Source organism: Tahibacter soli (assembly GCF_025717065.2).
Taxonomy (GTDB): Bacteria; Pseudomonadota; Gammaproteobacteria; order Xanthomonadales; family Rhodanobacteraceae; genus Tahibacter; species Tahibacter soli.
In genome coordinates, this window is record NZ_JAOVZO020000023.1 from 232,789 (window position 1) to 257,273 (window position 24,485).

Consider the following 24,485-nt stretch of genomic DNA (forward strand, 5'->3'; position numbering starts at 1 on the left):
GATGAAAGGCGATTATTCACGCATCCGCTTCGACGCGGCGAACCGCTTCAGCCGCGTGCTCGAGCAGCAGGGCCGCGTCGCGCTCGATGCGGACGCGAACGAGCGCAACGAGATCCTCCTGTACTACCTGCGCACGCTCGCGCGCGACATCTTCGGCGACTACGGCGGCCCGATCGCCGAAGGCGGCTTCGCGCTCGAACTCGTCGACGACAAGCTGATGATCGGCGAGGGGCGCTACTACGTGCACGGCATCCTGTGCGAATCCGACGGCACGCATCATTACGTCGACCAGCCCGACTACGTGCCCGCCGAACCCGATCCGAACGGCAGCGGCGGCGACGGACTGCGCGCGTTCCTGAAGTCCAAGACGCCGAACGACCAGCGCTACTGGGCGTATCTCGACGTGTGGGAGCGGCACGTCACCGCGCTCGAGGACGAGCGGCTGCGCGAGGTCGCGCTCGGCGGACCCGACACCTGCGCGCGCACGAAGGTGGTGTGGCAGGTCAAGGCGCGCGCGTTCGACGACATCGTCGAGTCGCTCGAAGCGCGCGCGGAATCGCTCAAGAAACGCATCAAGGAAATCGAGGATGCCGGCGGCGACGCGAGCGCGGAAAAAGCGCGGCTCGCGCGCGTCGAGGACGCGCTCGAGCAGTTGCGCACGAAGCCCGCGGAAGCGTGCGCCGCGCCGCTCGAGGATTTCGACGACGGCACCGGCGGCATGTCGGCGCGGCTCGAAAAGGCGCTGCAGCCGAAGACGCCGTGCATCATCGCGCCCGACGCGCGCTATCGCGGCGCCGAGAACCAGCTGTATCGCGTCGAGATCCACCGTGGCGGCGCGGCCGGCCAGGCGACGTTCAAATGGTCGCGCGACAACGGCAGCATCGCGGCGCTGTTGTTGAAAAACGACGGCGGCAGTCAACTCAAGGTGAGCGACGCGAGCGGCTTCTACGCCGGTGCGTGGGTCGAGCTGTCGGAAACCGCGCGCGAACTGCGCGGCGATCCCGGCGTGCTCGTGCGCATCGTTCGCGTGGACGACGATACGCTGATCGTCGACGCCGATTCCGTCGCGGCGGCGAAGACCGTCGTGGTCGATCCGAAGCGTTCGACGGTGCGGCTGTGGAACCAGGAGGGCGACGGCCTCGGCAACGGCGTGGCGCTGCTCGCGACGAATCCGGTCGACTGGCTCGACCTCGAAGACGGCGTGCAGGTGCGCTTCGATCCGACCGGCGACTATCGCAGCGGCGACTGCTGGCTGATTCCCGCGCGCGTCGCGGGCGGCCCGGACGGCGGCATCGAATGGCCCGACGGCGACGCGCCGCAGCCGCCGCGCCGCAGCGAGCACCACTACGCGCCGCTCGGCTGGATCGGCTGGCTACGGTCGCCGACCGGACAGTCGACCATCAAGATCGACGGCTGCCTGTGCACGCTCAAGCCCCTGACGCCGTGCCAGCAGCAGGCGGTGCGCCCGACGCGGCCGCCGGTCGACGGCACGCGCGGCGCGGCCGGCCGCGGGCGGCGCGGGAAGCCCTGACGATGTTCGCGCGGGCACGCGCCGTCGCCGCGCCGTCGCCGCCGACGTTCGCGTCCGCGCGACCGCTCGTGTCGCCGCGCGTGCAGCGCAAGGCGACGCTCGGTGCGGTCGACGACGCGTACGAGCGCGAAGCCGACGCGGTCGCCGATCGCGTGACGCGCATGAGCGACGCCGGCGCGATCGGCAGCGCACCGCCGGCGATTTCGCGTCGTTGCGCGGCGTGCGACGACGAGAAAACGGTGCGGACGAAGCGCGCGGCACGCGGCGACGCGTCCGCGCACGACGTCGACGCCGCCGCGAACGTGGCGTCGCGCGGCGGCGCGCCGCTGCCGGCCGCGGCGCGCGCGCGGTTCGAACCGCGCTTCGGGCACGATTTTTCCAACGTGCGCGTACACGCCGACGGCGAGGCGGCGAACGCCGCGCGCGGCGTGCGGGCGCACGCGTACACGTTCGGCTCGCACATCGTGTTCGGCGCCGGGCAGTACGCGCCGGGTACGCGCGCCGGCGAACACCTGTTGGCGCACGAACTCGCGCACGTCGTGCAGCAGGGCGGCGGCACGCCCGCGCGCGTGCGGCGCAAGGTGGCGCCGGAATACGTCGTCGACGAACCGGAAGTCGACCCGACGCGGCCCGGCGCGCCCGAGCGCGTCGCGTTCGCGCGCAACAGCGCGACCGTGCCGGCGAGCGAGCAGGCGAAGATCGACGGGTTCAAGTCCGGCCGCGACCGCACCGTCGACCTCGAACTGCTCGGTCTTGCGACCGGCGACGAACTGGCCCTCGATCCGACGCTGCCGAAGCGGCGCGCCGATGCGGTGGACGCCGAACTCGCCAAGCCGGAGAAAGGCGTGGTGCCGTTCGTGATGGAACACATCGGCAAGCGCAAAGTGACGGCCGGCACCGCCGCGAACACGGCCGACACGGCGAGACTGCGCTTCAATCGCGGCGTCGAGATCCTGCGGCCGACCGACGTGAGCCTGAGCCCCGCGACGCCGACGAAGGCGCCGTCGGCGTGCGACCCCGGGCTCGAGCAGAACTTCCAGGACGCCAAGACGATGGCGTTCGACTGGATCGACGTGACGCGCACGGAACTGAAGAAGGTTCCGTTGGCGGGCGGCATCGACGGCTCGCTCGACGCGTTCTTCGGCGGTCACGGCGCCGCGACGGTGACGCGCGTCGACGGCAACCTCGGCCTGATCCGCGACGAAGTCAAAAGCCTTGCCGATCCGGCCAATCACGCCTGTGCGGACCCGAAAGACCCCGGCTGCGTCGGCGCGATCGCGTCCAACTCCGGCGGCACGATGAAGATCTGCGCGAGCTACGGCGGCATGACGCCCGAGGACCGCGCGCGCAATCTCGTGCACGAAGCCGGCCACAGCACGAAGAAGCTCGCGGTGTCGACCGGCAAGTCGAAGGCCGACGGCACGAGCGATTTTTCGTATCGGCACGAACGCGGCATCGCGCGGATCGGCAAGCTCAATCCCGACCAGGCGCTGAAGAACTCCGACAGCTATTCGATGTTCCTGATGACCGAGCGCGTGCCGATGTCGATCACCAAGGGCATGCAGCCCGAAGCCGATCCCGCGCCGACGGGGTTCGCCAAGGCGGACGACGCCGAGGCGGCGCAGCGCGCGCTCGCGCTCGCCGAGCGCTGGACGCGGCTTTCGACGCAGGGCCTGAAGGACCTGCATCGCGACCTGCGATCGCTCAAGGGCAAGCCGGTGCCCGCGAGCGTCGGCAGTCCCGACCGCCTGGACAAGATCCTCGGGCAGGTGAAGAAGCGCTTCCCGCCGATCCTCGGCGGCAAGGACGTGACCGGCGACGACCTGACGATGCTCGCCGGCGTCTACGATCGCTATCTCGAGTTGAAGCGACTGTTCGACCAGCCGATCGCGATATCGTCCGGCGCGGCGACCGCGTTCACGGCGACCGCGCCGGCCGCGGCGGGCAAGAAGGGGTCGCTGTCGCTGTCGGTCGACGCGAAGTTTCTCGCCGCGAACGAGCGCGCGCGTGCGCGTCAGATCGTCGACGCGCTGATCGAACTCGTGCCGACCGGACGCATCGCGGTGAAGCAGCGCGGCGACTACGGCGCGTTCGCCGAGTTCGTGCGCGAAATGTTCCAGTAGCGGCGGTCGCCGCAAACGGCGCGAACGCTCCGCCGCCGCTGCCGGCGTATCATGCGTTCGCGGTGTGTCCGACGAAGGCGGACGGCGGCGAGCCTCGCGAGCCCCGGAATCGCCCGATTCGCGTTTCGACGTCGACACAGGCCGGCGCCATCCCGGGCGAACGGCGAAACGGGGGAGCGACGATGCGGCGTGCGATGCGTTGGGCGATCGGTCTGTGCGGGCTCGGCGCGGCCGCGGCGTTCGCCGCGAGTCCCGATCTGCGTACGCTCGTCGTCGCGCAGCTGCGCGCGATCGGCGAGCCGCTGTTCGATCGCGGCGCGGCGACCGAGCCGCGTTTCGATCCGTTCTACGCGGATATGGTCGAATCGCTGCCGCCGCAGCAAAAAGTCGAGCAGGCGCTCGAACTGGCGATCAACCGCCGCGTCGGCGCGACCGACTACATCGTCCAGAATGCGCAGCGCTGGCGAGGCACGTTCGAGCCGAGCGAGAAGCTCGCGATGCTGATCCGTCTTTCCGGCGACGCGCCGCTGATCGAAGTGCGCATGGCCGGTTTCGAGATCTATCTCGCGCAATACGGTTTCGAGAAATCGCCGGCCGAAGTCGACCGCCTGCTGCAGCGCATGCGCAACGACCCGCGAGGCGCGAGCGCCTGGGTGCTGTGGAACATCGCGGTGCTCGGCGCGCGCGGCGTCGAGCGCGAACGCGTGTTCGCCGAGCTGACCGCGGGGCTGCGCACCGACGACGAGGGCATGCGCCGATGGGCCGTCGATTCGCTCGCGAAGTTCGGCGGCGTCGAAATCGTGGAGCCCCTGCTCGCCGTCGCACGCGACGAGCCGTCGGCCGTCGTGCGCGAACGCGCGTTCTGCGCACTCGCGCAATCGGGCACGCTGCTCGTCGCCGAACGCTACCACGCGGTGCCGGGCCTGCTCTCGATCGCCGCCGACGCGAAGTCCGACCGGCAGTCGGTCGGCTGGGCGTATCAGGCGCTGCGCGAAATCACCGACACGTACGATCTGCCCGACGACGCGGATGCGTGGCGCGAGCGTTTACGGGCGGCCGGACTGCTGTAGCGCACCTGTCGGATAGCGCTGGCGAGGACCGGCGCGCGCAGCTATCAGGCGCTGCGCCGCAGCGACATCGTTGCTCGCGGGCCGACGATTTTTGTGGACGTATGGTCATCGTCCACTTATCGTTGCGCTGCGCGGGTTCATTCCAGTTTCGAGGTTCACATGCGAATTCGAATCTTCGAGGGCGCGTTCGCGCGCGTGCGTTCGTCGTTCAAGCCGTTGCTTGCGACGCTCGCCGCGAGCGCGTCGCTCGCCGTTTCGGCCGGCGCCGCCGCGCAGTCGTGCACGCAGTCGGCCGCGACCGGCGCGTCGACGTACCAGGCCGTGTTCCAGCCGACGTGCCACAACTGCTACGAGATCGGCGTCGCCAAGGCGATGGGCGCCAACACGTTCAAGCAGGTGCTCGACCAGGTGCTCAACGTCGAGATCGACATCTGGGACACGCGCGATGCCGTCACCGGCGGCGTGCCGCGCGAATGGTACGTGCGGCACAATCCCGGCACGCTGTTCCAGTCGGGCAACGACAACAACTGCACGGGCAACGGCAAGGGCACGAACGATCTCGGCGCGTGCCTCGACGACATCCGCACATGGAGCGACGCGCATCCGGGCCACTATCCGATCACGCTGTTTCTCGACAAGAAGCAGGCGTGGAGCCCCGCGAGCCAGGGCCGCCGGCCGGCCGATCTCGACCGGCTGGTCGAATCGTCGCTGGGACAAAAACTGTACAAGCCGGCGGAGTTCAAAGGTGCGCACGCGACCTTGCGCGAGGCGGCGAAGACCGGCGCATGGCCGAGCCGCGACGCGCTCAAGGGCAGGGTGCTGATCGCGCTGACGGGCGGGCAGACCGGCAAGCACAACCAGACGCAGAACGAGTACGTCCAGGACCGCCGCGACAACGCGGCGCTGTTCATGGCGGTAGACACCGACGAGACGAAGGACATCGAAGGCACGCCGCAGGGGTTCAATGCGACGACGGCGTCGTATCTCGTGTTCTACAACATCAAGGCCGGCGGCAGCCGCACGAGTCTCGGCAAGAAGACGCGCGCGAACAACTACGTATCGCGGCTATGGGACGGCGACAACGACAACCCGTGCTCGATCCTCGACGCGTGCATCAACGACAACGCGTTGAAAAAGTGGAACAAGGGCGCGTGCAACGGATTGTCGACAGGCGTGTTGACGCCGAAGCCCTAACCGGCGAGGCGAGCCCGCCGCGCCGGAGGGCGCGGCGGCGTGCTATCGAATTCGTCGGCGCAGCAGATCGAGCACGCGTGCCTCGGCGGCGGAAAGCCCGCGCCGCCGCGGCGCATCGCCGTCCGGCCATGCGCCGCTTTCGAGCGCGGCGACGACGCGCGGATCGAGATACGCGTTGCGGCACACCGTCGCGGTGTTGCCGAGCTTCGCGGCGACGCCGGCGACGCATTCGGCGAGCCGCGCGTGAGCGGTCAGCTCGGGTTTCTCTTTCAGCGACGCGAGCCAGTGTTCGACCAGCAGCGTCGTGGCGCCCCAGGTACGGAACGTGCGTGCGGTGACGTCGAGCCCGGTCAACTCGCGCAGAAACGCGTTGACGTCGTTCGAACGTACCGGCCGCACGCGGCCGTTCTCGTCGAGATACTGGAACAATCGCTGGCCCGGCAGTTCGCGGCAGCGCTTGACGATGCGCGCGAGCCGCGCGTCGGACAGCACGATGCGGTGCGCCTTGCCGGTCTTGCCGCGAAATTGGAGCGCGACGCGCGAGCCGCGGGTCTGCGCGTGGCGCGTGCGCAGCGTCGTCAGGCCGTACGAGCTGTTCGTGCGCGCGTATTCCTCGTTGCCGATGCGGATCAGCGTCGCGTCGAGCAGCGCGACGACCGCGGCGAGCACTTTTTCGCGCGACAGCGCATGCGCGCGCAGCAGCGTGACGACGCGCCGCCGCAGCGCCGGCAGCGCCGCGCCGAACTCGCGCAGGCCGTCGTATTTGCGCCGGTCTCGGAACGCGCGCCACTCGCGATGGTAGCGATACTGCTTGCGTCCGCGCGCGTCGCGCCCGGTCGCCTGCAGGTGGCCGCGCGCGTCGCGACAAATCCACACGTCCACATAGGCCGGGGGTATCGCGAGCCGGCGGATGCGTTCGAGCGTGGCGTCGTCGGCGACGCGTCGGCCGCGTGCGTCGACATAGCCGAACGCGCGTCCGCGCCGTACCCGGCGCAGGCCCGCTTCGGCGTCGCAGACGTAGCGCAGCGAGCCGGGCGTCGCGCGGCGCCGCGCGCTCATCCGTTCGCGGCGCGCGCGGCCGCCGCGCCGAGATCGACCGCGCCGAGGTCGACCTCGACGTCGTGCGCGCCCGCGTCGACGAGCGGAACGCCGGCGGCGGCGTCGATGCTGCGGCCGTCGAGGCGCAGTTCGCGTACGCCCTTGCAGACGCCGTCGCGGTTCGCCACCGCGATGCGGTACACGGCGTCGCGCCAGCGATATTCGGCGCTGTAGCCGCGCCATGCGGCGGGTACGCACGGGTCGATGTGCAGGCGTCCGTGGCGCACGCGCAGGCCGAGAATCTCCTCGATCGCCGCGACGTAGAACCACGCGGCCGCGCCGGTGTACCAGCTCCAGCCGCCGCGGCCGGTATGCGGCTCGACCGCGTAGATGTCGCCGGCGACCGCGTAGGGTTCGATGCGATAGCGCGCGGCCCCCTTGGCGTCGCCGCTGCGCGCGATCGGGTTCGCGCACTGCAGCATGCGCAGCGCCTCGTCGCCATGGCCGAGCCGCGCATGCGCGATCGCGTGCCACATCGCCGCGTGCGTGTACTGCCCGCCGTTTTCGCGCACGCCGGGCGGGTAGCCGCGGATGTAGCCGGGATGCGGTTCGGCGTGTTCGAACGGCGGTGCGAGCAGGCGCACGAGTTTCGCCTCGCGGTCGACGAGATGCGCGTCGGCCGACGCGAGCGCCTGCGCCGCGCGCGCGGGGGCGGCGCCGGACAGCACGGCCCACGCCTGCGCGATGAGGTCGATGCGGCATTCGTCGTTCGCGGCCGAGCCGAGCGGCGTGCCGTCGTCGAAATACGCGCGGCGATACCACGCGCCGTCCCACGCGTGCGCGTCGAGCGCCTGCGCGAGCTTCGTGCGATGCGCGCGCCAGCGCTGCGCGCTTTCGCCGTCGCCGCGTTCTTCGGCGAGCGGCGCGAACGCGTCGATCACGCCGATCAGGAACCAGCCCATCCACACGCTTTCGCCGGCACCGTGCAGGCCGACGCGATTCATGCCGTCGTTCCAGTCGCCCGAACCGATCGGCGGCAGCCCGTGTTCGCCGACGTCGAGCCGCGCGTCGATCGCGCGCCGGCAATGTTCGTACAGCGTGCCCCAGTCGGCGCTTTCGATCGGCGTGAAGTAGCGGTCCTCGACGCCGGGCGGCAGCATCTCGCCGTCGAGGAACGGCGTTTCGGCGTCGAGCACGGCCGCGTCGTTCGTCGCCGCGACGTAGCGCGCGGCGACGAACGGCAGCCACAACAGATCGTCGCTGATGCGCGTACGCACGCCGCGGCCCGACGGCGGATGCCACCAGTGCTGCACGTCGCCTTCGCGGAACTGCCGCGCCGCCGCACGCAGCAGCTGTTCGCGCGCGAGCGACGGCTGCACCTGCACGAGCGCGAGCACGTCCTGCAGCTGATCGCGAAAGCCGTACGCGCCGCCGAGCTGGTAGAACGCCGCACGCGACCACAGCCGGCAGGCGATCACCTGATGCAGCAGGCGCCCGTTGAGCATCAGGTCGAGGCTCGGTTCGGGCGTCGTCACGCGCAGCGCGCCGGTGAGTTCTTCCCACTGCGCGCGCACGGCGGCGAGCGCTTCGCGCGCGAAACCCGGGCCGCGCGGCGCGACGGCCGCGCGCGCGGCGCTGCGCGAGTCGGCGTCGCCGAGCGTGAAGCGCACCTCCGTCGTCGCGCCGGGCGCGAGCGCGATGTGCCGCTGCAGCGCGACGCAGGCGTCGAGCCCGCGGCCGGCGCGCGCCGACAGCGTCGCCTGTGCCTTGAGCGCGGCCGGCCGGCGCAGCTGGCCGTGCGCGCCGAGAAACGCCGCGCGGTCGCACGTCCATGCGTGCGGCGGCGGGTCGAGCGTCGCATAGGCGACGCGGCCGGCGAATTCGTCGCCGAGTTCGTTCGTCGCGAATGCGGTCGCGAGCGCGTCGTCGTAGTCGGTCGCGACGAACGCCGCGGCCGAGCGCTGCGCGCCGAGCCGCCACTGCGCGTAGAACGTCGCGTCGACGCGGCGCGGTACCGCCGAGCGGTTGGTCAGCGACAGCACCGCGTGGCGCGCGGTCGCGTCGCGTTCGACGAACACGGTCAGCGTCGAGGCGAGCGTCGGCGTCGTGCATTCGAACACGCTGTAGCCGTAGCCGTGTCGCGTCGTATACAACGCCGCCGGATGACGATGCGGCAGCGGCGTCGGGCTCCACAGCTCGTCGGTCGCGACGTCGCGCAGCCAGATTGCCTCGCCCGGCGTGTCGCAGACGGGATCGTTCGACCACGGCGTCAGCTGCCGCTCGCGGCTGTTCTGCGACCAGCTGAAGCCGGCGCCCGCGGCGGACACCTGGCAGCCGAAGCCGCGTTGCGCGATGACGTTGATCCACGGCAGCGGCGTGGTGCCGCCCGGCGGCAGGTCGATGCGGTATTCGCGGCCGTCGGCGGTGAATCCGCCCAGGCCGTTGTGCGCGAGCGGCGCGCGTTCGCGCGTGTCCTCGACTGCCGGCACGCGCGGCGCGCGGCGCGCCGTGCGCGGCGTTTCGGGTATCGCCGCGAGCGTGCCGAACAGCTCGCGCAGGCTCTTGCCGTCGGCCGCGATGGTCACGCGCGCGCAGCGCTTGAGCGAGGCGAGGCATTGCGAGTCGAGCCGGTGCGCGTGGATCACGAAGAGGTCCGACGCGACCGCGGCGGTGTCGCCGCTCGGCGTCAGCGCGTAGCTTTCGAGCATGCGGTGCAGCGGCTGGTGATACGACGGCGGCTCGTTGTGCAGCACCGCGATGTCGACGCCCAGGCCCTTGTAGCGCCAGTACTCGCGCGCCCGGGCGAGTTCGCGCACGAGGTCGAGGCCGGCGTCGGTCACGAGCTGCACGAGAATCAGCGGACGCTCGCCGGAGATGCCGAAGCGCCACAGATGGTCGCGCTCGACGAGCTGCGGTCGCAGGCGTTCGTCGCCGCGCGCGAACGTGTAGACGAGCCGCCGCGCGAGATTCTGCAGGACGTTCGCGCGGCGCGGACCGAGCGCCAGCTGGCGCAGCTGCACCTGCGAATACGTCCACGACAGCTGCGAGGCGCGTTCGATCACTTCGGGAAAACGATACTTGGCGATGATGTCGGCGATCGCGTCGCGGTCGGGCGCGACGGCGAACGCGAAGCTGCGCTCGATCGATTCGCCGGGCGCGAGCGCGATGCTCACGCGCAGCGCGGCGATCGGGTCGAGCACGCGGCCGGCGCCGCGGCCGAGCCGCGCCTGGCCGACGCAGGCGGCGGGGCGGTGGACGGTGTGCTCGCGGCCGACGAACGCCATGCGGTCGGTTTCGTAGTCGAACTCGCCGTCGTCGCCGATCGCGAAATGCGCGAGCCACGGCGACTCCTCGCCCGGCGCGCGCGAGCGGCGGCGAAACAGCAGCGCGCGCAGGTCGGGATCGGCGATCGTGGCGACGAAGAGGTTCGAGAACGCCGGGTGCGCCTCGTCGGCGGCGGGCGGCGCGAGCACGATTTCGGCGTACGTGGTCAGGTCGAGCCGCAGCGGTTCGTCGCCGCGGTTGGCGAGGCGCACGCGGCGCAGCTCGACGTCGTCCTCGGGACTGACGAACACTTCCACGCGCGTTTCGAGCGCGCCGTGGCGGCGTACGAAACGCGCGCGGTCCTCGAAGAATTCCACGACGCCGCGGCCGCGACCGCACGGCTGCGGCGTGGCCGACTGCAACGCGCCGTCGCGCGTGCGCAGATACAGATAGCAGCCGTAGTCGTCGCGCGTCGCGTCGTCGCGCCAGCGCGTCAATGCGAGCTGGCGCCAGCGCAGGCCGCCGCTGCCGGCCGCGGTGACGAGGCTGAACATGCGGCCGTTCGACAGCAGGTGCGTGATGGGTCCGAGCGCGTCGCGGCTGCCGGTGTAGCGGCGCGGTTCGAGCGGCGCGACCGCGTCGGGCGCCGCTTCGCTCGCCTGGCGCGCGTCGACCGAGCGCGGCGGCACGGCGTCGACCGCGCGTTCGTGCAGCAGCGGTTCGAGCGCGCGGATCGCGGGGTCCGCGTGAAACCAGCGCTGCGGCGCGCGATCGCACGTCGCCGCGCACAGCGCGACGAGCAGCATGCCCTGGTGATGCGCCATGTGGCTGCGCACGAGCGCGTACGTCGCGTTCTCGGGTACGCGCTCGGGCGTGAAGTCGACCGCCTCGTAGAAGCCGCCGGGCGCGAGCGCGCCGATTTTTTCGAGCGCGGCGAAGTTCGCGACGGCGGCCGACGGATCGACCATCGCGGCGAGGCCCGTCGCATACGGCGCCACCACGAGATCGTGTTCGACGCTGCGTTTGATCGCGAGCGCCGGAATGCCGAACGACAGGTACTGGAACGTCAGCTCGCGGTCGCGCGCGTTGTAGCCCGATTCGGACACGCCCCACGGCAGGCGCAGGCGCCGCGCGTAGCGGCGCTGCTCGACGACGGCGCGGCGGCACGACTGTTCGAGCAGCGAACCGCCCGGCGTGTCGAGCACGAGCGAGGGCATGAGGTATTCGAACATCGAGCCGGCCCACGAGCGCAGCACGCCTTCGCCGCCCGACGGCAGCACGTTGCGGCCGAGCCGGAACCAGTGCTTGAGCGGCACGTCGCCCTTGGCGATCGCGAAGTAGCTCGTCAGGCGCGCCTCGGACGCGAGCAGGTCGTAGCGTCCCTCGTCGAGCGCGTTGTCGTCGGCGCGGTAGCCGATCGAGAACAGCTGCGCGTCGCGGTCGTACAGGAACGAAAAATCCATCGCCAGCGCGAGGCGGTGCGCGGTGTCGGCGCACGCGTCGGCGGCGTCGAGCACGGCGACGAGCGCGGCGCGGCCGAACGCGAGCGGCGTGCGCGCCGTCTCGAAGGCGCCGGCGCCCGCCGTATCGATCGCGTTGGCGAGTGCGTCGTAGCGCGCGACCAGTGCGTGCATCGGCACGCCGTCCTGCGCCGCGAGCGCGGCGCGCGATGCGGCTTCGAGCGCGGGATGCGCGGCGCACGCGCGTGCCGCGTCGTGCAGCGGCGCGACGAAGCGCGCCCAGTCGGCGCCGCGGCTTTCGAACAGGCGCAGGTACTCGCCGGCGAGCGCGAACGCGTCGTGGCCGTCGGCGTATTTCGGCAGCGACTGCGCGCGCGCGAGCGCCGCGCGCGCCTGTGCCGTCTCCCGTGCGAGTTCGGCGCCGGCATCGCCGAGCCAGCCCGCCGCGCACGGCCGGTCGAGACGTTGCAGCGCCGCGGCGAGCTCGCTGCAGTCGGCGGGCAGGCGGCACACGGTGTCGCCGAGCAACGCGCGCTGGTCTTCGCAGTCGTCGCAGCCGGCCGCGAACAGCGGCGTCGCGCGCAGCGAGCGGCACGCGTGCGCCACGGCGAAGAGGTGGGCGGCGAGGTTGCCGCTGTCGACGCTCGACACGTAGCCCGGCGGCAGGATCGCGAGCGTGCGCGTTTCATACCAGTTGTACAGATGTCCACGATATTTCGGCAGCGACTCGATCGTCGCGAGCGTCGCGGCGAGGCGGTCGACGAGCTCGCCGGCGCCGATCCAGCCGAAGCGCTGCGCGCACGCCGCGGCGAGGAGGTACATGCCGATGTTCGTCGGCGACGTGCGCGTGGCGACGATCGGTCGCGGATCGATCTGCACGTTGTCGGGCGGCAGATGGTTCTGCGTCGCGTCGACGTGGCGGTCGAACCACAGCCACGTGCGCCGCGCGACGCGGCGCAGCGCCGCGCGTTCGGCCGGCGTCGCGGCGTTCGCGCCCGCGCGCGGCGCGCGGCTGGCCAGCCACGCCGCGAACGGCGCGACGCTCCATGCGACGAGCCACGGCAGCGCGAATCGCCATGCCGCGCCGGGTACGAAGACGACGAGCGCCGCGAGCGCCGCGACGACGATCAGCGCGTACCGGTGGGAGGCGACGAAGTACGCCGGGTCGTGCCGCGCGCGGCGTTCCGTCTGTTCGGCGGTGGCCCATTCGAGCAGATTGCGCCGGCGTGCGAGCCGCGCAAGCGTCCGCGCGATCGCGTCGAGAGAGAGCGTCGCCTCGCGCGCGAGGCGCGAAAGCCGCCACAGCGCGGCGCCCAGGTGTTCGGCCGCGTGCACCGCGGCCGTGCGCACCAGAGGCAGCCAGGCGCGCCGCGTCGGCGACGCGGCCGGCGCGGGCACGGCGTCGATGAACGCGAACGCGGCGAAAGCGGCGACGACGAACGTCGTTGCCGCGAGCGCGGCGCCGGCGCCCAGCAGCCAGCCGGTGACGAGCAGCGCGACCGCGCCCGGCGCGGCGAGACTGCGCAGGAGATTGTCGAACGCCTTCCAGCGTTCGACCGGCGGCAGCTCGAGCGCGTTCGGACCGGCGATCATCGGCAGCAGCTGCCAGTCGCCGCGCATCCAGCGATGGTGCCGCTGCGCGTCGACTTCGCTGTGCGACGGAAAATCCTCGATCAGCTCGACATCGCTGACGTATGCGCAGCGCGCCAGCGCACCTTCGACGAGATCGTGGCTGAGGAGGGTGCCGGGCTGCACGCGCCAGTCGACCGCGCGGCTGAACGCGCGCACGTCGTACAGGCCCTTGCCCCAGAACGTGCCGGACGAGGCGATGTCCTGGTAAGGGTCCGACGCGAGGCCGGCGTACGGATCGATGCCGGTCGCGCCGGCGTTCAGGCGCCGGTATGCGGTGGCGTGTTCCGGCGTCGGCAGGCTGATCGTGATGCGCGGCTGGAACACGGCGTAGCCGGCGACGACGCGGCGCGCCTCGGCGTCGAGCACCGCGGCGTTGAGCGGATGCGCGGCGGTCGCGACGAGCCGCTTCAGCGCGCGCGGCGGCAGGCGCGAATCGGCGTCGAGCGTGAGCACGTAGCGCACGCCGGTGGGAATCGCCGACAGGCCGCCGTCGAGCGCGACGAACATGCCCGACTCGGACAACAGCGCCTTGTTCAATTCTTCCAGTTTGCCGCGTTTGCGTTCCCAGCCCATCCAGCAGCCCTGCGTTTCGCACCAGCGGCGCCGGCGGTGCAGCAGCAGGAACCGCGCTTCGCCGTCGTCGCAGGCCCCGTAGCGCGCGTTGAGCGCGCCGACCAGCGCGGCCAGGTCGCCGAGCAGGCGCCGCTCGCCCGGCAGCTCGGGGCTTTGCGCGTCGGGAAAATCGGTCAGGAGCGCGAAGCGCGCGTGCGGTTCGGGGTTTGCCAGATAGTGCAGTTCGAGCTGGTTGGCGAGCGCTTCGGCGTGGCGCCGGTCGAGCAGCAGCGTCGGCACCGCGACGAGCGTCTTGCAGGCGAGCGGAATCTCGCCCTCGATGCTCGCGCGCGGCAGCCGTCGCGGCGGCCTGATCTGCGCGACGATGCGGTTCAGCGCCGTCTGCACCAGGCGCAGCGCCGGCGGCGCGGCGACGAGCGCGAGCGCCGCGGCAAGCCACGGGCCGCGGCCCTGCGCGATCCACGCGCCGGTGCCGCCGGCGAGGGCCGCGGTCGCGGTCCACAGGGAACCCAGGTACATCGCTGACGCTGCGTCGCGCAGACGGCGCCGCCAATGCCGCGGTGCGCCGAACACCGCCGTTTCGAGATCGGCGCGCGCCGCGCCTTCGAGCACGTTGCCGAGATTGGCGCAGCGCAGATCGGCGACCGGTTCGTCGGCGGCGTTCAACGTCAGCCGCACGGCGTGGTCGGCGACCTCGGGTTCGGACCGGCGCGCGCGCCGCGCGAGGTTTTCGATCGACTGGCGCCAGGCGTCGCGCGTGCGGAAGTCGGATTGCAGATAACCCGGCGCGCGCGACAGCCGCGCGTGCAGGTCGCTGTGCGCTTCGACGAATTCGCTCCAGTCGAAGCGCGCGATGTCCTTCATGCTGCGTACGGTGTTCGCGGCGATCAGCTGCGAGGTGGCCATGCGCGTCTGTTCTTCCAGCAGCGCCGCGTGCAGCTCGGCATCGGGATCGATGCCGCTTTCGATGAGGCCCGGCGTCAGGTCGCCGTCGGCCGCCTGCGTCGCGCGCAGGCGCTGCACGAACTGCGCGAGAAACGCGTCGCGCAGCAGCTTGCTGCGGAAATCGTGCAGCGCCGCCGAGAAGCCGGCGAGCCCCTGGCCGCCCTTGAGCCGCTCGTACAGCGCGTCGGCGTAGTCGCGCGCGGCCTGCACGCCGATCAGGCGTTCGACGAGGCGGCGCAGGTTTTCCAGCAGCACCGCGCGGATCGACGTCGGCAGCGCCCACAGCTCGCCGATTTCCAGCGGCGTTTCGCTCTGGTAGCCCTCGAGAAACCGCGTGAGCATGTCGCCCTGGAAGTGGCTGTCGCTGTGCGCGACGAACGCCCATGCGATTTCGAACACGCGCGGAAAGCCCGCGAACGGTCCGCTCGCGAGTTTCGGCAGCCGGCGGTAGTAGCCCGGGGGAAGGTCCTGCGGGATGCTCTTGACCTGCTCGTCGATCAAGTGGAAGTTGTCCAGTATCCACTGTGCATCCTGGCCGAGCGCGCCGCCCCGGCGCGACTGGCGCACCATCCAGCGATAGGCGTGGCGCAGCGTGCCGATGTTGCTGCGCACGCGCGGATAGAAGTTCCAGCGCAACGGGGTCTGCGCGTCCTCGCCCTCGCGCGCTTTGCGCGCGAGGCTGACGCCGTGCGTGTGGAAGCGCTCGGCGTCGAACGTCGGCGAGCGGATCGGATCGAGCAGCGCCGCTTCGGGAGCGGCGATGAGTTTGCGTAGCCGGAGCGTCAGTCGGTCGAAGAGTGCGGTCATGGCGTCGCATGCTGCGAAACGTCTGCCAAGCCGCGGCGCCCGCTGCCACAACGATTTAGGCCCGGCGGTGCCGTGCAAATCGCATGCGCGGGCGCCATCGCACGGCAAGCTGCACGGTGACGCGTGCCTATGCCGGCGCGCAATCAAACAGTTAGCCGCCGAACGCGTTGGCACGAATCTGGGAGCAACTACGAGCCCGATGAAGGAGACGCCATGTATCGCGACATCTTGAGTGGACTTGCGCGCTGTACCGAGGCGCGCACGAATCGCTGGCTCGGCAAGCTCACGTCGAACGCGGCGCTCGTGGACGAGTCGCAGCGGCGTTACGCCGATGCGCTCAAGCAGTACCGCTTCGGCTGCGTGCGCTGGCGAGCGATGCGCTACGACCGCGCGCTGCATCGCTGAGCCGCACGGCGGCCCGGCGCGAGCCGGCCGCCCGCAACACAAGTCAGGGGGAAATGAACAGACGCGCCGAGCTAGTCGGAACGCGCCGCAAGGCGCACGAGCACGCCGGGTGCGTCGCCGCCCAGTGCGACGACGTGCGCGTTGTGCCGCGCGAGGATGTCGTGCGCGGCGGCGTCCGCGAGGTGCGGCGCGGCGGGATGTTCCAGCCGCGCCACGAACGCGGCGAACGCTTCGACGGTTCCGGCTTCGGTGGCGTCGGCGACGGTCACGCGCAGCGCGGGCTGGCCGTCGCGCGGCTGCGCGTCGACGACGACGCGGCTGCCGCGGCCGGCGATCTGCGCCGCGTGCAGCACGATCTGCACGAGCAGCCGCGCGAGCGCGCGCGATTCGCCGCGCAGTGTCGCCGGTTCCGCCGGCACGCGCGCGTCGAGCGCGACCCCGGCGTCGGCGAGGCGTGCGGCCGTGCGCGCACGGACCGTATCGAACAGATGCGCGATCGAGGTCGCGGTCTTGGCCCCGTGGCGGCTCGCGACGAGATCGGAGATGTCGTCGAGCATCTGCACGAGCGTTTCGGACTGCCGCTGCATCGCCGCGAGGAGTTCGGCCTGCTGCGCGGGTTCCAGCCGCCCGCTGCGCAGCATCGTGATGCCGATGGAAACCGGCGAATAGGCGCTGCGCAGATCGTGAGCCAGCCGATCGAGCCAGGCATGGCGCACGGGCGTGCCTTCGGTGGCGCCGGTGAGGGCGGCTTCGGACATCGTCGAGATTCCCCTTCGTGCATGACCCGATGCAGCCGCCGCCGTGAAGCGCGGTGTGGCGCTCCCGACATGCTGCTATGTTCACTACGCCAACCCCCAGAAGCATAACGCCATGGCCGTACGACGCAAGCTCGATCGATCCGAAGCCGCCGTCTCGAACGGGGCGCCCGCACCCGTCTCGACGAGCGGTCCGCTGCAGGAAATTCTGCGTGTGATGCAGGCCGTTCGCGACGGCGACTTCGGCGAGCGGCTGCCGGGCGGCTGGGACGGCATCGAAGGCAAGATCGCCGACACGCTGAATGAAATTATCTTTAACAACCGGCGCCTCGCCGACGAACTCGCGCGCGTCGGCGACGTCGTCGGCAAGCGCGGACAGACCGGCCAGCGCGTCGACGGCGCGAGCCGGCGAGGGGCCTGGGGCGCGATGGAGCGTTCGGTCAATACGCTCGTCGACGATCTGTTGTGGCCGACCGAACGCATGACGCGCGCGATCTCGGCGGTGGCGCGCGGCGACCTGAGTCGCACGATCGACCTGCAGGTCGACGGCCGGCCGCTCGAAGGCGAGTTCCTGCGCTCGGCGACGATCGTCAACGCGATGATCGAGCAGATGAGCGTGTTCAGCTCGGAAGTGACGCGCGTGGCGATCGAAGTCGGCACCGCGGGCAAACTCGGCGGCCAGGCGCAGGTCAAGGGCGTGTCGGGCGTGTGGAAGGATCTCACCGAATCGGTCAACCAGATGGCGTCGAACCTGACGGCGCAGGTGCGCAACATCGCCGAGGTGACGATCGCGGTCGCGAGCGGCGACCTGTCGCGCAAGATCACAGTCGACGTGCGCGGCGAGATCCTGCAGTTGAAGGAGGCCATCAACACGATGGTCGACCAGCTGCGCGGCTTCGCCTCGGAAGTCACGCGCGTGGCGCGCGAGGTCGGCACCGACGGCAAGCTCGGCGGCCAGGCGATCGTGCCGGGCGTCGCCGGCACCTGGAAGGATCTGACCGACTCGGTCAACGCGATGGCGACGAACCTCACCTCTCAGGTGCGCAACATCGCCGAGGTGACGACGGCGGTCGCGCGCGGCGACCTGTCGCGCAAGATCACCGTCGACGTCAAGGGCGAAATTCTCGAACTCAAGGACACCATCAACACGATGGTGGACCAGTTGAACGGCTTCGCGGCCGAGGTGACGCGCGTGGCGCGCGAGGTCGGCACCGAGGGCAAGCTCGGCGGACAGGCGCAGGTCAAGGGCGTGTCGGGCGTGTGGAAGGATCTCACGGACAACGTCAACTCGATGGCGTCGAACCTGACCGACCAGGTGCGCAACATCGCCGAGGTGGCCACGGCGATCGCGAACGGCGACCTGTCGCGCAAGATCACCGTCGACGTGCGCGGCGAAATCCTCGACCTGAAGGAAACGCTGAACACGATGATCGAGCAGCTGCGCTCGTTCGCGTCGGAAGTCACGCGCGTGGCGCGCGAGGTTGGCACCGAGGGCAAGCTCGGCGGCCAGGCGCAGGTGCCGGGCGTCGCCGGCACCTGGAAGGATCTCACCGACAACGTCAATTCGATGGCGTCGAACCTGACCGGCCAGGTGCGCAACATCGCCGAGGTCACCACGGCCGTCGCGCGCGGCGACCTTTCGTTGAAAATTACGGTGGACGTTCAGGGGGAAATTCTCGAACTGAAGAACACCATCAACACGATGGTCGATCAGCTGAACGGCTTCGCGGCCGAAGTGACGCGCGTGGCGCGCGAGGTCGGCACCGAGGGCAAGCTCGGCGGCCAGGCGCAGGTGCCCGGCGTCGCGGGCACGTGGAAGGACCTCACCGATTCGGTCAACGCGATGGCGACGAACCTGACCGTGCAGGTGCGCAACATCGCCGAAGTGACCACCGCCGTCGCGCGCGGCGACCTGTCGCGCAAGATCGCGGTCAGCGTGAAGGGCGAGATCCTCGAACTCAAGAACACCATCAACACGATGGTCGACCAGTTGAACGGATTCGCCGCGGAGGTCACGCGCGTGGCGCGCGAGGTCGGTACCGAAGGCAAGCTCGGCGGACAGGCGCAGGTGCCCGGCGTCGCCGGCACGTGGAAGGATCTCACCGACAACGTCAATTCGATGGCGTCGAACCTGACCGGCCAGGTGCGCAACATCGCCGAGGTGACCACGGCGGTCGCGCGCGGCGACCTGTCGCGCAAGATCGCGGTCGACGTGCGCGGCGAAATCCTCGAACTCAAGAACACCATCAACACGATGGTCGACCAGTTGAACAGCTTCGCCGCCGAGGTCACCCGCGTGGCGCGCGAGGTCGGTACCGAAGGCAAGCTCGGCGGACAGGCGCAGGTGCCCGGCGTCGCCGGCACGTGGAAGGATCTCACCGACAACGTCAATTCGATGGCGTCGAACCTGACCGGCCAGGTGCGCAACATCGCCGAAGTGGCCACCGCCGTGGCGCGCGGCGACCTGTCGCGCAAGATCGCGGTCGACGTGAAGGGCGAGATCCTCGAACTGAAGAACACCATCAACACGATGGTCGACCAGTTGAACAGCTTCGCCGCGGAAGTCACGCGCGTGGCGCGCGAGGTCGGCACCGAGGGCAAGCTCGGCGGACAGGCCGCGGTGCCCGGCGTCGCCGGCACCTGGAAGGACCTCACCGACAACGTCAACGTCATGGCCGCCAACCTGACGAACCAGGTGCGCGGCATCGTCAAGGTCGTCACCGCGGTCGCGAACGGCGATCTGCGGCAGAAGCTCACGGTGGAAGCGAAAGGCGAGGTCGCCGCGCTCGCCGACACGATCAACAGCATGACCGACACGCTCGCGATCTTCGCCGAGCAGGTGACGACGGTCGCGCGCGAAGTGGGCGTCGAAGGGCGCCTGGGCGGTCAGGCGGCCGTGCCCGGCGCGGCCGGCACGTGGAAGGATCTCACCGCGAACGTGAACCTGCTCGCGGCGAACCTGACGACGCAGGTGCGCGCGATCGCCGAGGTGGCGACGTCCGTGACGCAGGGCAATCTCACGCGCTCGATCCAGGTCGACGCGCGCGGCGAGGTGGCCGAGCTGAAAGACAACATCAACGCGATGATCGGCAACCTGCGCGCGACGACCGAACGCAACACCGAGCAGGACTGGCTCAAGACGAACCTCGCGCGCTTCTCGGGCATGATGCAGGGCCAGCGCGACCTGCTCGCGGTCGCACGCATGCTGCTGTCGGAACTCGCGCCGCTCGTCGATGCGCACCAGGGCGTCATGTACGTCATGGAGGACGGCCTCGACGGTTCGTACCTGCAGCAGATCTACGGCTATGCCGACGGTCCCGGCGAGCGCGGTCCGCGCCGCTACCGGCTCGGCGAAAGCCTCGTCGGACAGTGCGCGGAGCTGCGCCGGCGGCTCCTGCTCACCGACATACCCGCGGCGCAGATCCGCATCGCCGGCGGGCTCGTCGAGGCCGCGCCGCGCAACGTGATCGTGATTCCGGTGCTGTTCGAAGACCAGGTCAAGGCCGTCATCGAACTGGCGAGCCTCGGCGACTTCACGCCGTCGCACCTGTCGTTCCTCGAACAGCTCACCGGTTCGATCGGCATCGTGCTCAACACGATCGAGGCGACGATGCGCACCGAAGGCCTGCTCGCGCAGTCGCAGCAGCTCGCCGGCGAGCTGCAGACGCAGCAGAAGGAGCTGCAGCAGACGAACGACGAGCTGGGCCTCAAGGCGAAACTGCTCGCGCAGCAGAACGCCGAGGTCGAGCGCAAGAACCGCGAGATCGAACAGGCGCGGCGCGCGCTCGAGGAAAAGGCGGCCGAGCTCGCGCTGACGTCGCGCTACAAGTCCGAGTTCCTCGCCAACATGTCGCACGAGCTGCGCACGCCGCTCAACAGCATCCTGATTCTCGGCCAGCAGCTCGCCGACAACGCCGAGGGCAACCTGTCGAAGAAGCAGGTCGAATTCGCCGCGACGATCCACGGCGCCGGCACCGACCTTCTGAACCTGATCAGCGACATTCTGGATCTGTCCAAGATCGAGTCGGGCACGGTCACGGTCGAGAGCGAGGAAATCGGTTTCGTGCAGCTGCGCGACACGGTCGAACGCAACTTCGCGCACGAGGCCGAGCGGCGCAAGCTCGGTTTCGTCACGCGCCTGGACCCGGCGCTCGGACCGCTGATCTCGACCGATCCCAAGCGCCTCCTGCAGGTGCTCAAGAACCTCCTGTCGAACGCGTTCAAGTTCACCGACCAGGGCGTCATCACGTTCGCGGTCGGCGTCGCGCGCGACGGCTGGTCCCCGGAGCATCCGACGCTGTCGCGCGCGCCGACCGTCGTCGGGTTCTCGGTCACCGATTCGGGCATCGGCATTCCGGCCGAGAAACAGCGCATCATCTTCGAGGCGTTCCAGCAGGCCGACGCCGGCACGTCGCGCAAATACGGCGGCACGGGCCTGGGCCTTGCGATCAGCCGCGAGCTGGCCAACCTGCTCGGCGGCGAGATCCGTCTCGCGAGCACCGTGGGCGTCGGCAGCACGTTCACGCTGTACCTGCCGCTGCGCTACGAAGGGCCGGCGACGGGCGACGAGTCGATGCGCGGCGTGCTTTCCCCGGCGTCGCTGCCTGCGCTGCCGATGCCGCGCGCCGAGGAAATCGCCGACGATCGCGCCGACATCGCGCCGGGCGAACCGGCGCTGCTGATCGTCGAGGACGATCCGCACTACGCGAAAGTGATGCTCGACCTCGCGCGCGAGCGCGGCTTCAAGGGCATCGTCGCGATGCGCGGCAGCGATGCGATCGCGCTCGCGCGCAAGCACGCGCCGACGGCGATTTCGCTCGACATCTTCCTGCCGGACATGCTCGGCTGGACCGTCCTGAGCCGCCTCAAGCAGGACTCGACGACGCGGCACATCCCGGTGCAGATCGTCACGATCGAGGACGAACGCCAGCAGGGACTCGAACGCGGCGCCTTCTCGTTCGTCAACAAGCCGGTGACCACCGAGGAACTCACGGCCGCGCTCGAAAAGATCAAGTCGTTCGCGGTCGCGCGCAGAAAGCGCCTGCTCGTGATCGAGGACAACGACGCCGAGCGCATGGGCATCGTCGAGCTCATCGCGCACGACGACGTCGAGATCGTCAGCGTCGACAACGGCGCCGCGGCGCTGGCGGCGCTGCGCGGCGCGCGCTTCGACTGCGCGGTGCTCGACCTGCGCCTGCCGGACATATCGGGCTTCGATCTTCTGACGCAGATCCACGCCGATCCGGCGCTGCGCGACGTGCCGGTCGTCGTGTTCACCGGCAAGGAGCTGACCGACGCCGAGAGCGCGCTGCTCAAGAAGGCCGCCAAGAGCGTGGTGCTCAAGGACGTGCGCTCGCCGGAACGCCTGCTCGACGAAACGGCGCTGTTCCTGCATCGCGTGATCGCCGACCTCCCGCCGGCGAAGCGGCGCATGCTCGAGCACCTGCACGATACCGACGAGGTGCTGATCGGCCGGCGCGTGCTCGTGGTCGACGACGACGTGCGCAACATCTTCGCGCTGTCGAGCGTGCTCGAACGCCACGGCATGCGGGTGGTGACGGCCTCGACCGGGCAGGAGGCGATCACGTGCCTGAAGAACACGCCGCAGATCGCGCTGGTGCTGATGGACATCATGATGCCCGAGATGGACGGCTACGAAACCACGCGCGCGATCCGCGACGACGCGCGTTTCCGCAGCCTGCCGATCGTCGCGCTGACGGCCAAGGCGATGAAGGGCGACCGCGAGAAGTGCCTGGAGGCCGGCGCGTCGGACTATCTCGCCAAGCCCGTCAACACCGACCAGCTGCTGTCGGTGCTGCGACAGTGGATGCACCGGTAGATGCCCGCCATGGAAACCAACGGCAAGGTCAATATCCTGCTCGTCGACGATCAGCCGGCGCGACTGCTCAGCTACGAGGCGGTGCTCGCCGAACTCGGCGAAACGCTCGTGTCGGCAAGGTCGGGCGAGGAGGCGCTCAAGCGCCTGATGGACGACGAGTTCGCGGTCATCCTGCTCGACGTGAGCATGCCCGGGATGGACGGCTTCGAAACCGCACAGATGATCCACCAGCATCCGCGCTTCGAGAATACGCCGATCATTTTCGTGACCGGCGTGCACGTCGACGAGCTCGACCGCCTGCACGGTTATCGCCTAGGTGCGATCGACTACGTGCAGGTGCCGGTCATACCCGACATCCTGCGCAGCAAGGTTTCGGTACTCGTGGAACTGTACCGGAAGCGGCGTTCGCTCGCCGGCGAGAACGCGACCCTGATGCAGGCGAATCTCGTGCTGCAGACCGAGCGCGCGCAGGAGTTCGAGGCGCTGTCGCGCACGCTGGCGCTGGCGAACCTGCAGCTGTCGGCGGCGAACGAGCAGCTCGAGGCGGAGGTCGCCGAACGGCGCCGCGCCGAGGCCCAGTTGCAGCAGCTGGCCGAAAAGCTGCGCGTGGCCGACCGGCGCAAGGACGAGTTCCTCGCCACGCTCGCGCACGAGCTGCGCAATCCGCTGGCACCGATCCGCAACGCGCTCGGCGTGATGCGCGCCGGCATCCAGACCGGCGACGCGCGCGCGATCGACATCATCGACCGCCAGGTGCGCCAGCTCGTGCGCCTCGTCGACGACCTGCTGGACGTCTCGCGCATCACGCACGGACGCATCGAACTCAAGCGCCAGCGCATGCCGCTCGCGCCGCTCCTGGCCGCGACGGCCGAAACGTTCGCGCCGCAGCTCGAGGCGATGGGGCATCGGCTGACGCTGGCGCTGCCGCCGGACTCGGCGGTCGTCGACGGCGATCCGCAGCGGCTTACGCAGGTGTTCGGCAACCTGTTGAACAATGCGTGCAAGTATACCGATGCGGGCGGTTCGATCCGGATGACGGCGGGCGTCGACGGCGACGCGCTCGTCGTGGCGGTGATCGACAACGGCGTCGGCATTCCGCCGTCGCGGCTCGACGACGTGTTCGACCTGTTCGTGCAGATCGACACGTCGCTCGAACGCGCGCAGGGCGGACTCGGCGTCGGGCTGACGCTGGTACGCCGGCTCGTCGAGATGCACGGCGGCAGCGTGGCGGCGAAGAGCGACGGACCGGGCCGCGGCGCGTGCTTCGAGGTGCGCCTGCCGCTGGCGAGCGCTCAGACGCCGGCACCGGCTGTCGCGGCCCCGGCCGCGGACGCGGCGATCGCGCCGCGCCGCGTACTCGTGGTCGACGACAACCGCGATGCGGCCGAAACACTGGCGCTGCTGCTCAAGCTCGGCGGCCACGAAGTGCGCGCGCTGTGCGATCCGCTGCTCGCGCTTGCGACGCTCGAGGCGTTCAGGCCGCAGATCGCGTTTCTCGACGTCGGCATGCCGAAACTCAACGGCCTGGATCTCGCCGGGAAGATCCGCGCGAGCGAAGCGGGGAGCGACGTGCTCCTCGTCGCGCTGACGGGCTGGGGCCAGGACGACGACCGCCGGCGCTCGCAGGAAGCGGGCTTCGACTATCACCTCGTCAAGCCGGCCGATCCGCTCGACATCGAGACGATCTGCCGCGAGGGCGTGCGGCGAGCGGGGGCGTAGCGCCGCCGCGGGCCGGTGCATTTCGCATCGCCGCCGTGCGGCGCGGTGCACTCTGCATGAAGAAAGCCGCGTCGCGACGCGCTGCAGGCGCGCGCACCGGTGGCATGGCGCTTGCGACGGTACGCGGGCA

At 70.3% G+C, this 24,485-nt stretch carries 10 protein-coding genes; 7 read left to right on the forward strand and 3 right to left on the reverse strand.

Annotated features, from left to right (window positions below):
* Position 1: 1 nt before the first annotated feature.
* The 4 genes from OD750_RS26470 (at position 2) to OD750_RS26485 (ending at position 5,918) form a co-directional block, all read left to right on the forward strand.
* Positions 2–1,531: a DUF6519 domain-containing protein gene (locus tag OD750_RS26470; RefSeq protein ID WP_263542626.1), complete on the forward strand. Its 1,530-nt coding sequence runs from the start codon at positions 2–4 to the stop codon at positions 1,529–1,531.
* 2 nt (positions 1,532–1,533) lie between these two features.
* The gene (locus tag OD750_RS26475; protein ID WP_263542625.1) at positions 1,534–3,654 is read left to right on the forward strand and encodes an eCIS core domain-containing M35 family metalloendopeptidase; all 2,121 of its coding nucleotides are present in this window, start codon (positions 1,534–1,536) and stop codon (positions 3,652–3,654) included.
* Positions 3,655–3,848: 194 nt separating this feature from the next.
* Positions 3,849–4,724, forward strand: a complete 876-nt coding sequence (locus OD750_RS26480; protein ID WP_263542624.1) for a HEAT repeat domain-containing protein — start codon at positions 3,849–3,851, stop codon at positions 4,722–4,724.
* A gap of 159 nt (positions 4,725–4,883) precedes the next feature.
* On the forward strand, positions 4,884–5,918 hold the full coding sequence (locus tag OD750_RS26485) for a Ca2+-dependent phosphoinositide-specific phospholipase C (protein WP_263542623.1): 1,035 nt from the start codon (positions 4,884–4,886) through the stop codon (positions 5,916–5,918).
* A gap of 42 nt (positions 5,919–5,960) precedes the next feature.
* On the opposite strand, the gene OD750_RS26490 is transcribed toward OD750_RS26485, so the two are convergent.
* Together OD750_RS26490 and OD750_RS26495 are read right to left on the reverse strand one after the other, a co-directional pair.
* Complete coding sequence (locus OD750_RS26490; RefSeq protein WP_263542622.1) at positions 5,961–6,977, reverse strand: DNA topoisomerase IB; 1,017 nt, start codon at positions 6,975–6,977, stop codon at positions 5,961–5,963.
* Positions 6,974–15,637 (reverse strand): GH36-type glycosyl hydrolase domain-containing protein, encoded by an 8,664-nt coding sequence (locus OD750_RS26495; RefSeq protein ID WP_263542621.1) that lies wholly within the window; start codon positions 15,635–15,637, stop codon positions 6,974–6,976. The genes OD750_RS26490 and OD750_RS26495 overlap by 4 nt, the downstream gene beginning before the upstream one ends.
* A 213-nt stretch (positions 15,638–15,850) precedes the next feature.
* On the opposite strand from OD750_RS26495, the gene OD750_RS26500 reads away from it, so the two are divergent.
* Positions 15,851–16,042: a hypothetical protein gene (locus OD750_RS26500; protein ID WP_263542620.1), complete on the forward strand. Its 192-nt coding sequence runs from the start codon at positions 15,851–15,853 to the stop codon at positions 16,040–16,042.
* A 71-nt stretch (positions 16,043–16,113) separates the two neighbouring features.
* On the opposite strand, the gene OD750_RS26505 is transcribed toward OD750_RS26500, so the two are convergent.
* A complete protein-coding gene (locus OD750_RS26505; RefSeq protein ID WP_263542619.1) occupies positions 16,114–16,800 on the reverse strand; it encodes a histidine kinase in 687 nt (228 codons plus the stop codon).
* A 112-nt stretch (positions 16,801–16,912) separates the two neighbouring features.
* On the opposite strand from OD750_RS26505, the gene OD750_RS26510 reads away from it, so the two are divergent.
* Both OD750_RS26510 and OD750_RS26515 read left to right on the forward strand, forming a co-directional pair.
* Positions 16,913–22,636, forward strand: coding sequence for a HAMP domain-containing protein (locus OD750_RS26510; RefSeq protein ID WP_263542618.1), 5,724 nt, complete (start codon positions 16,913–16,915; stop codon positions 22,634–22,636).
* Positions 22,637–24,355, forward strand: a complete 1,719-nt coding sequence (locus OD750_RS26515) for a response regulator (protein ID WP_263542617.1) — start codon at positions 22,637–22,639, stop codon at positions 24,353–24,355.
* Positions 24,356–24,485 lie beyond the last annotated feature (130 nt).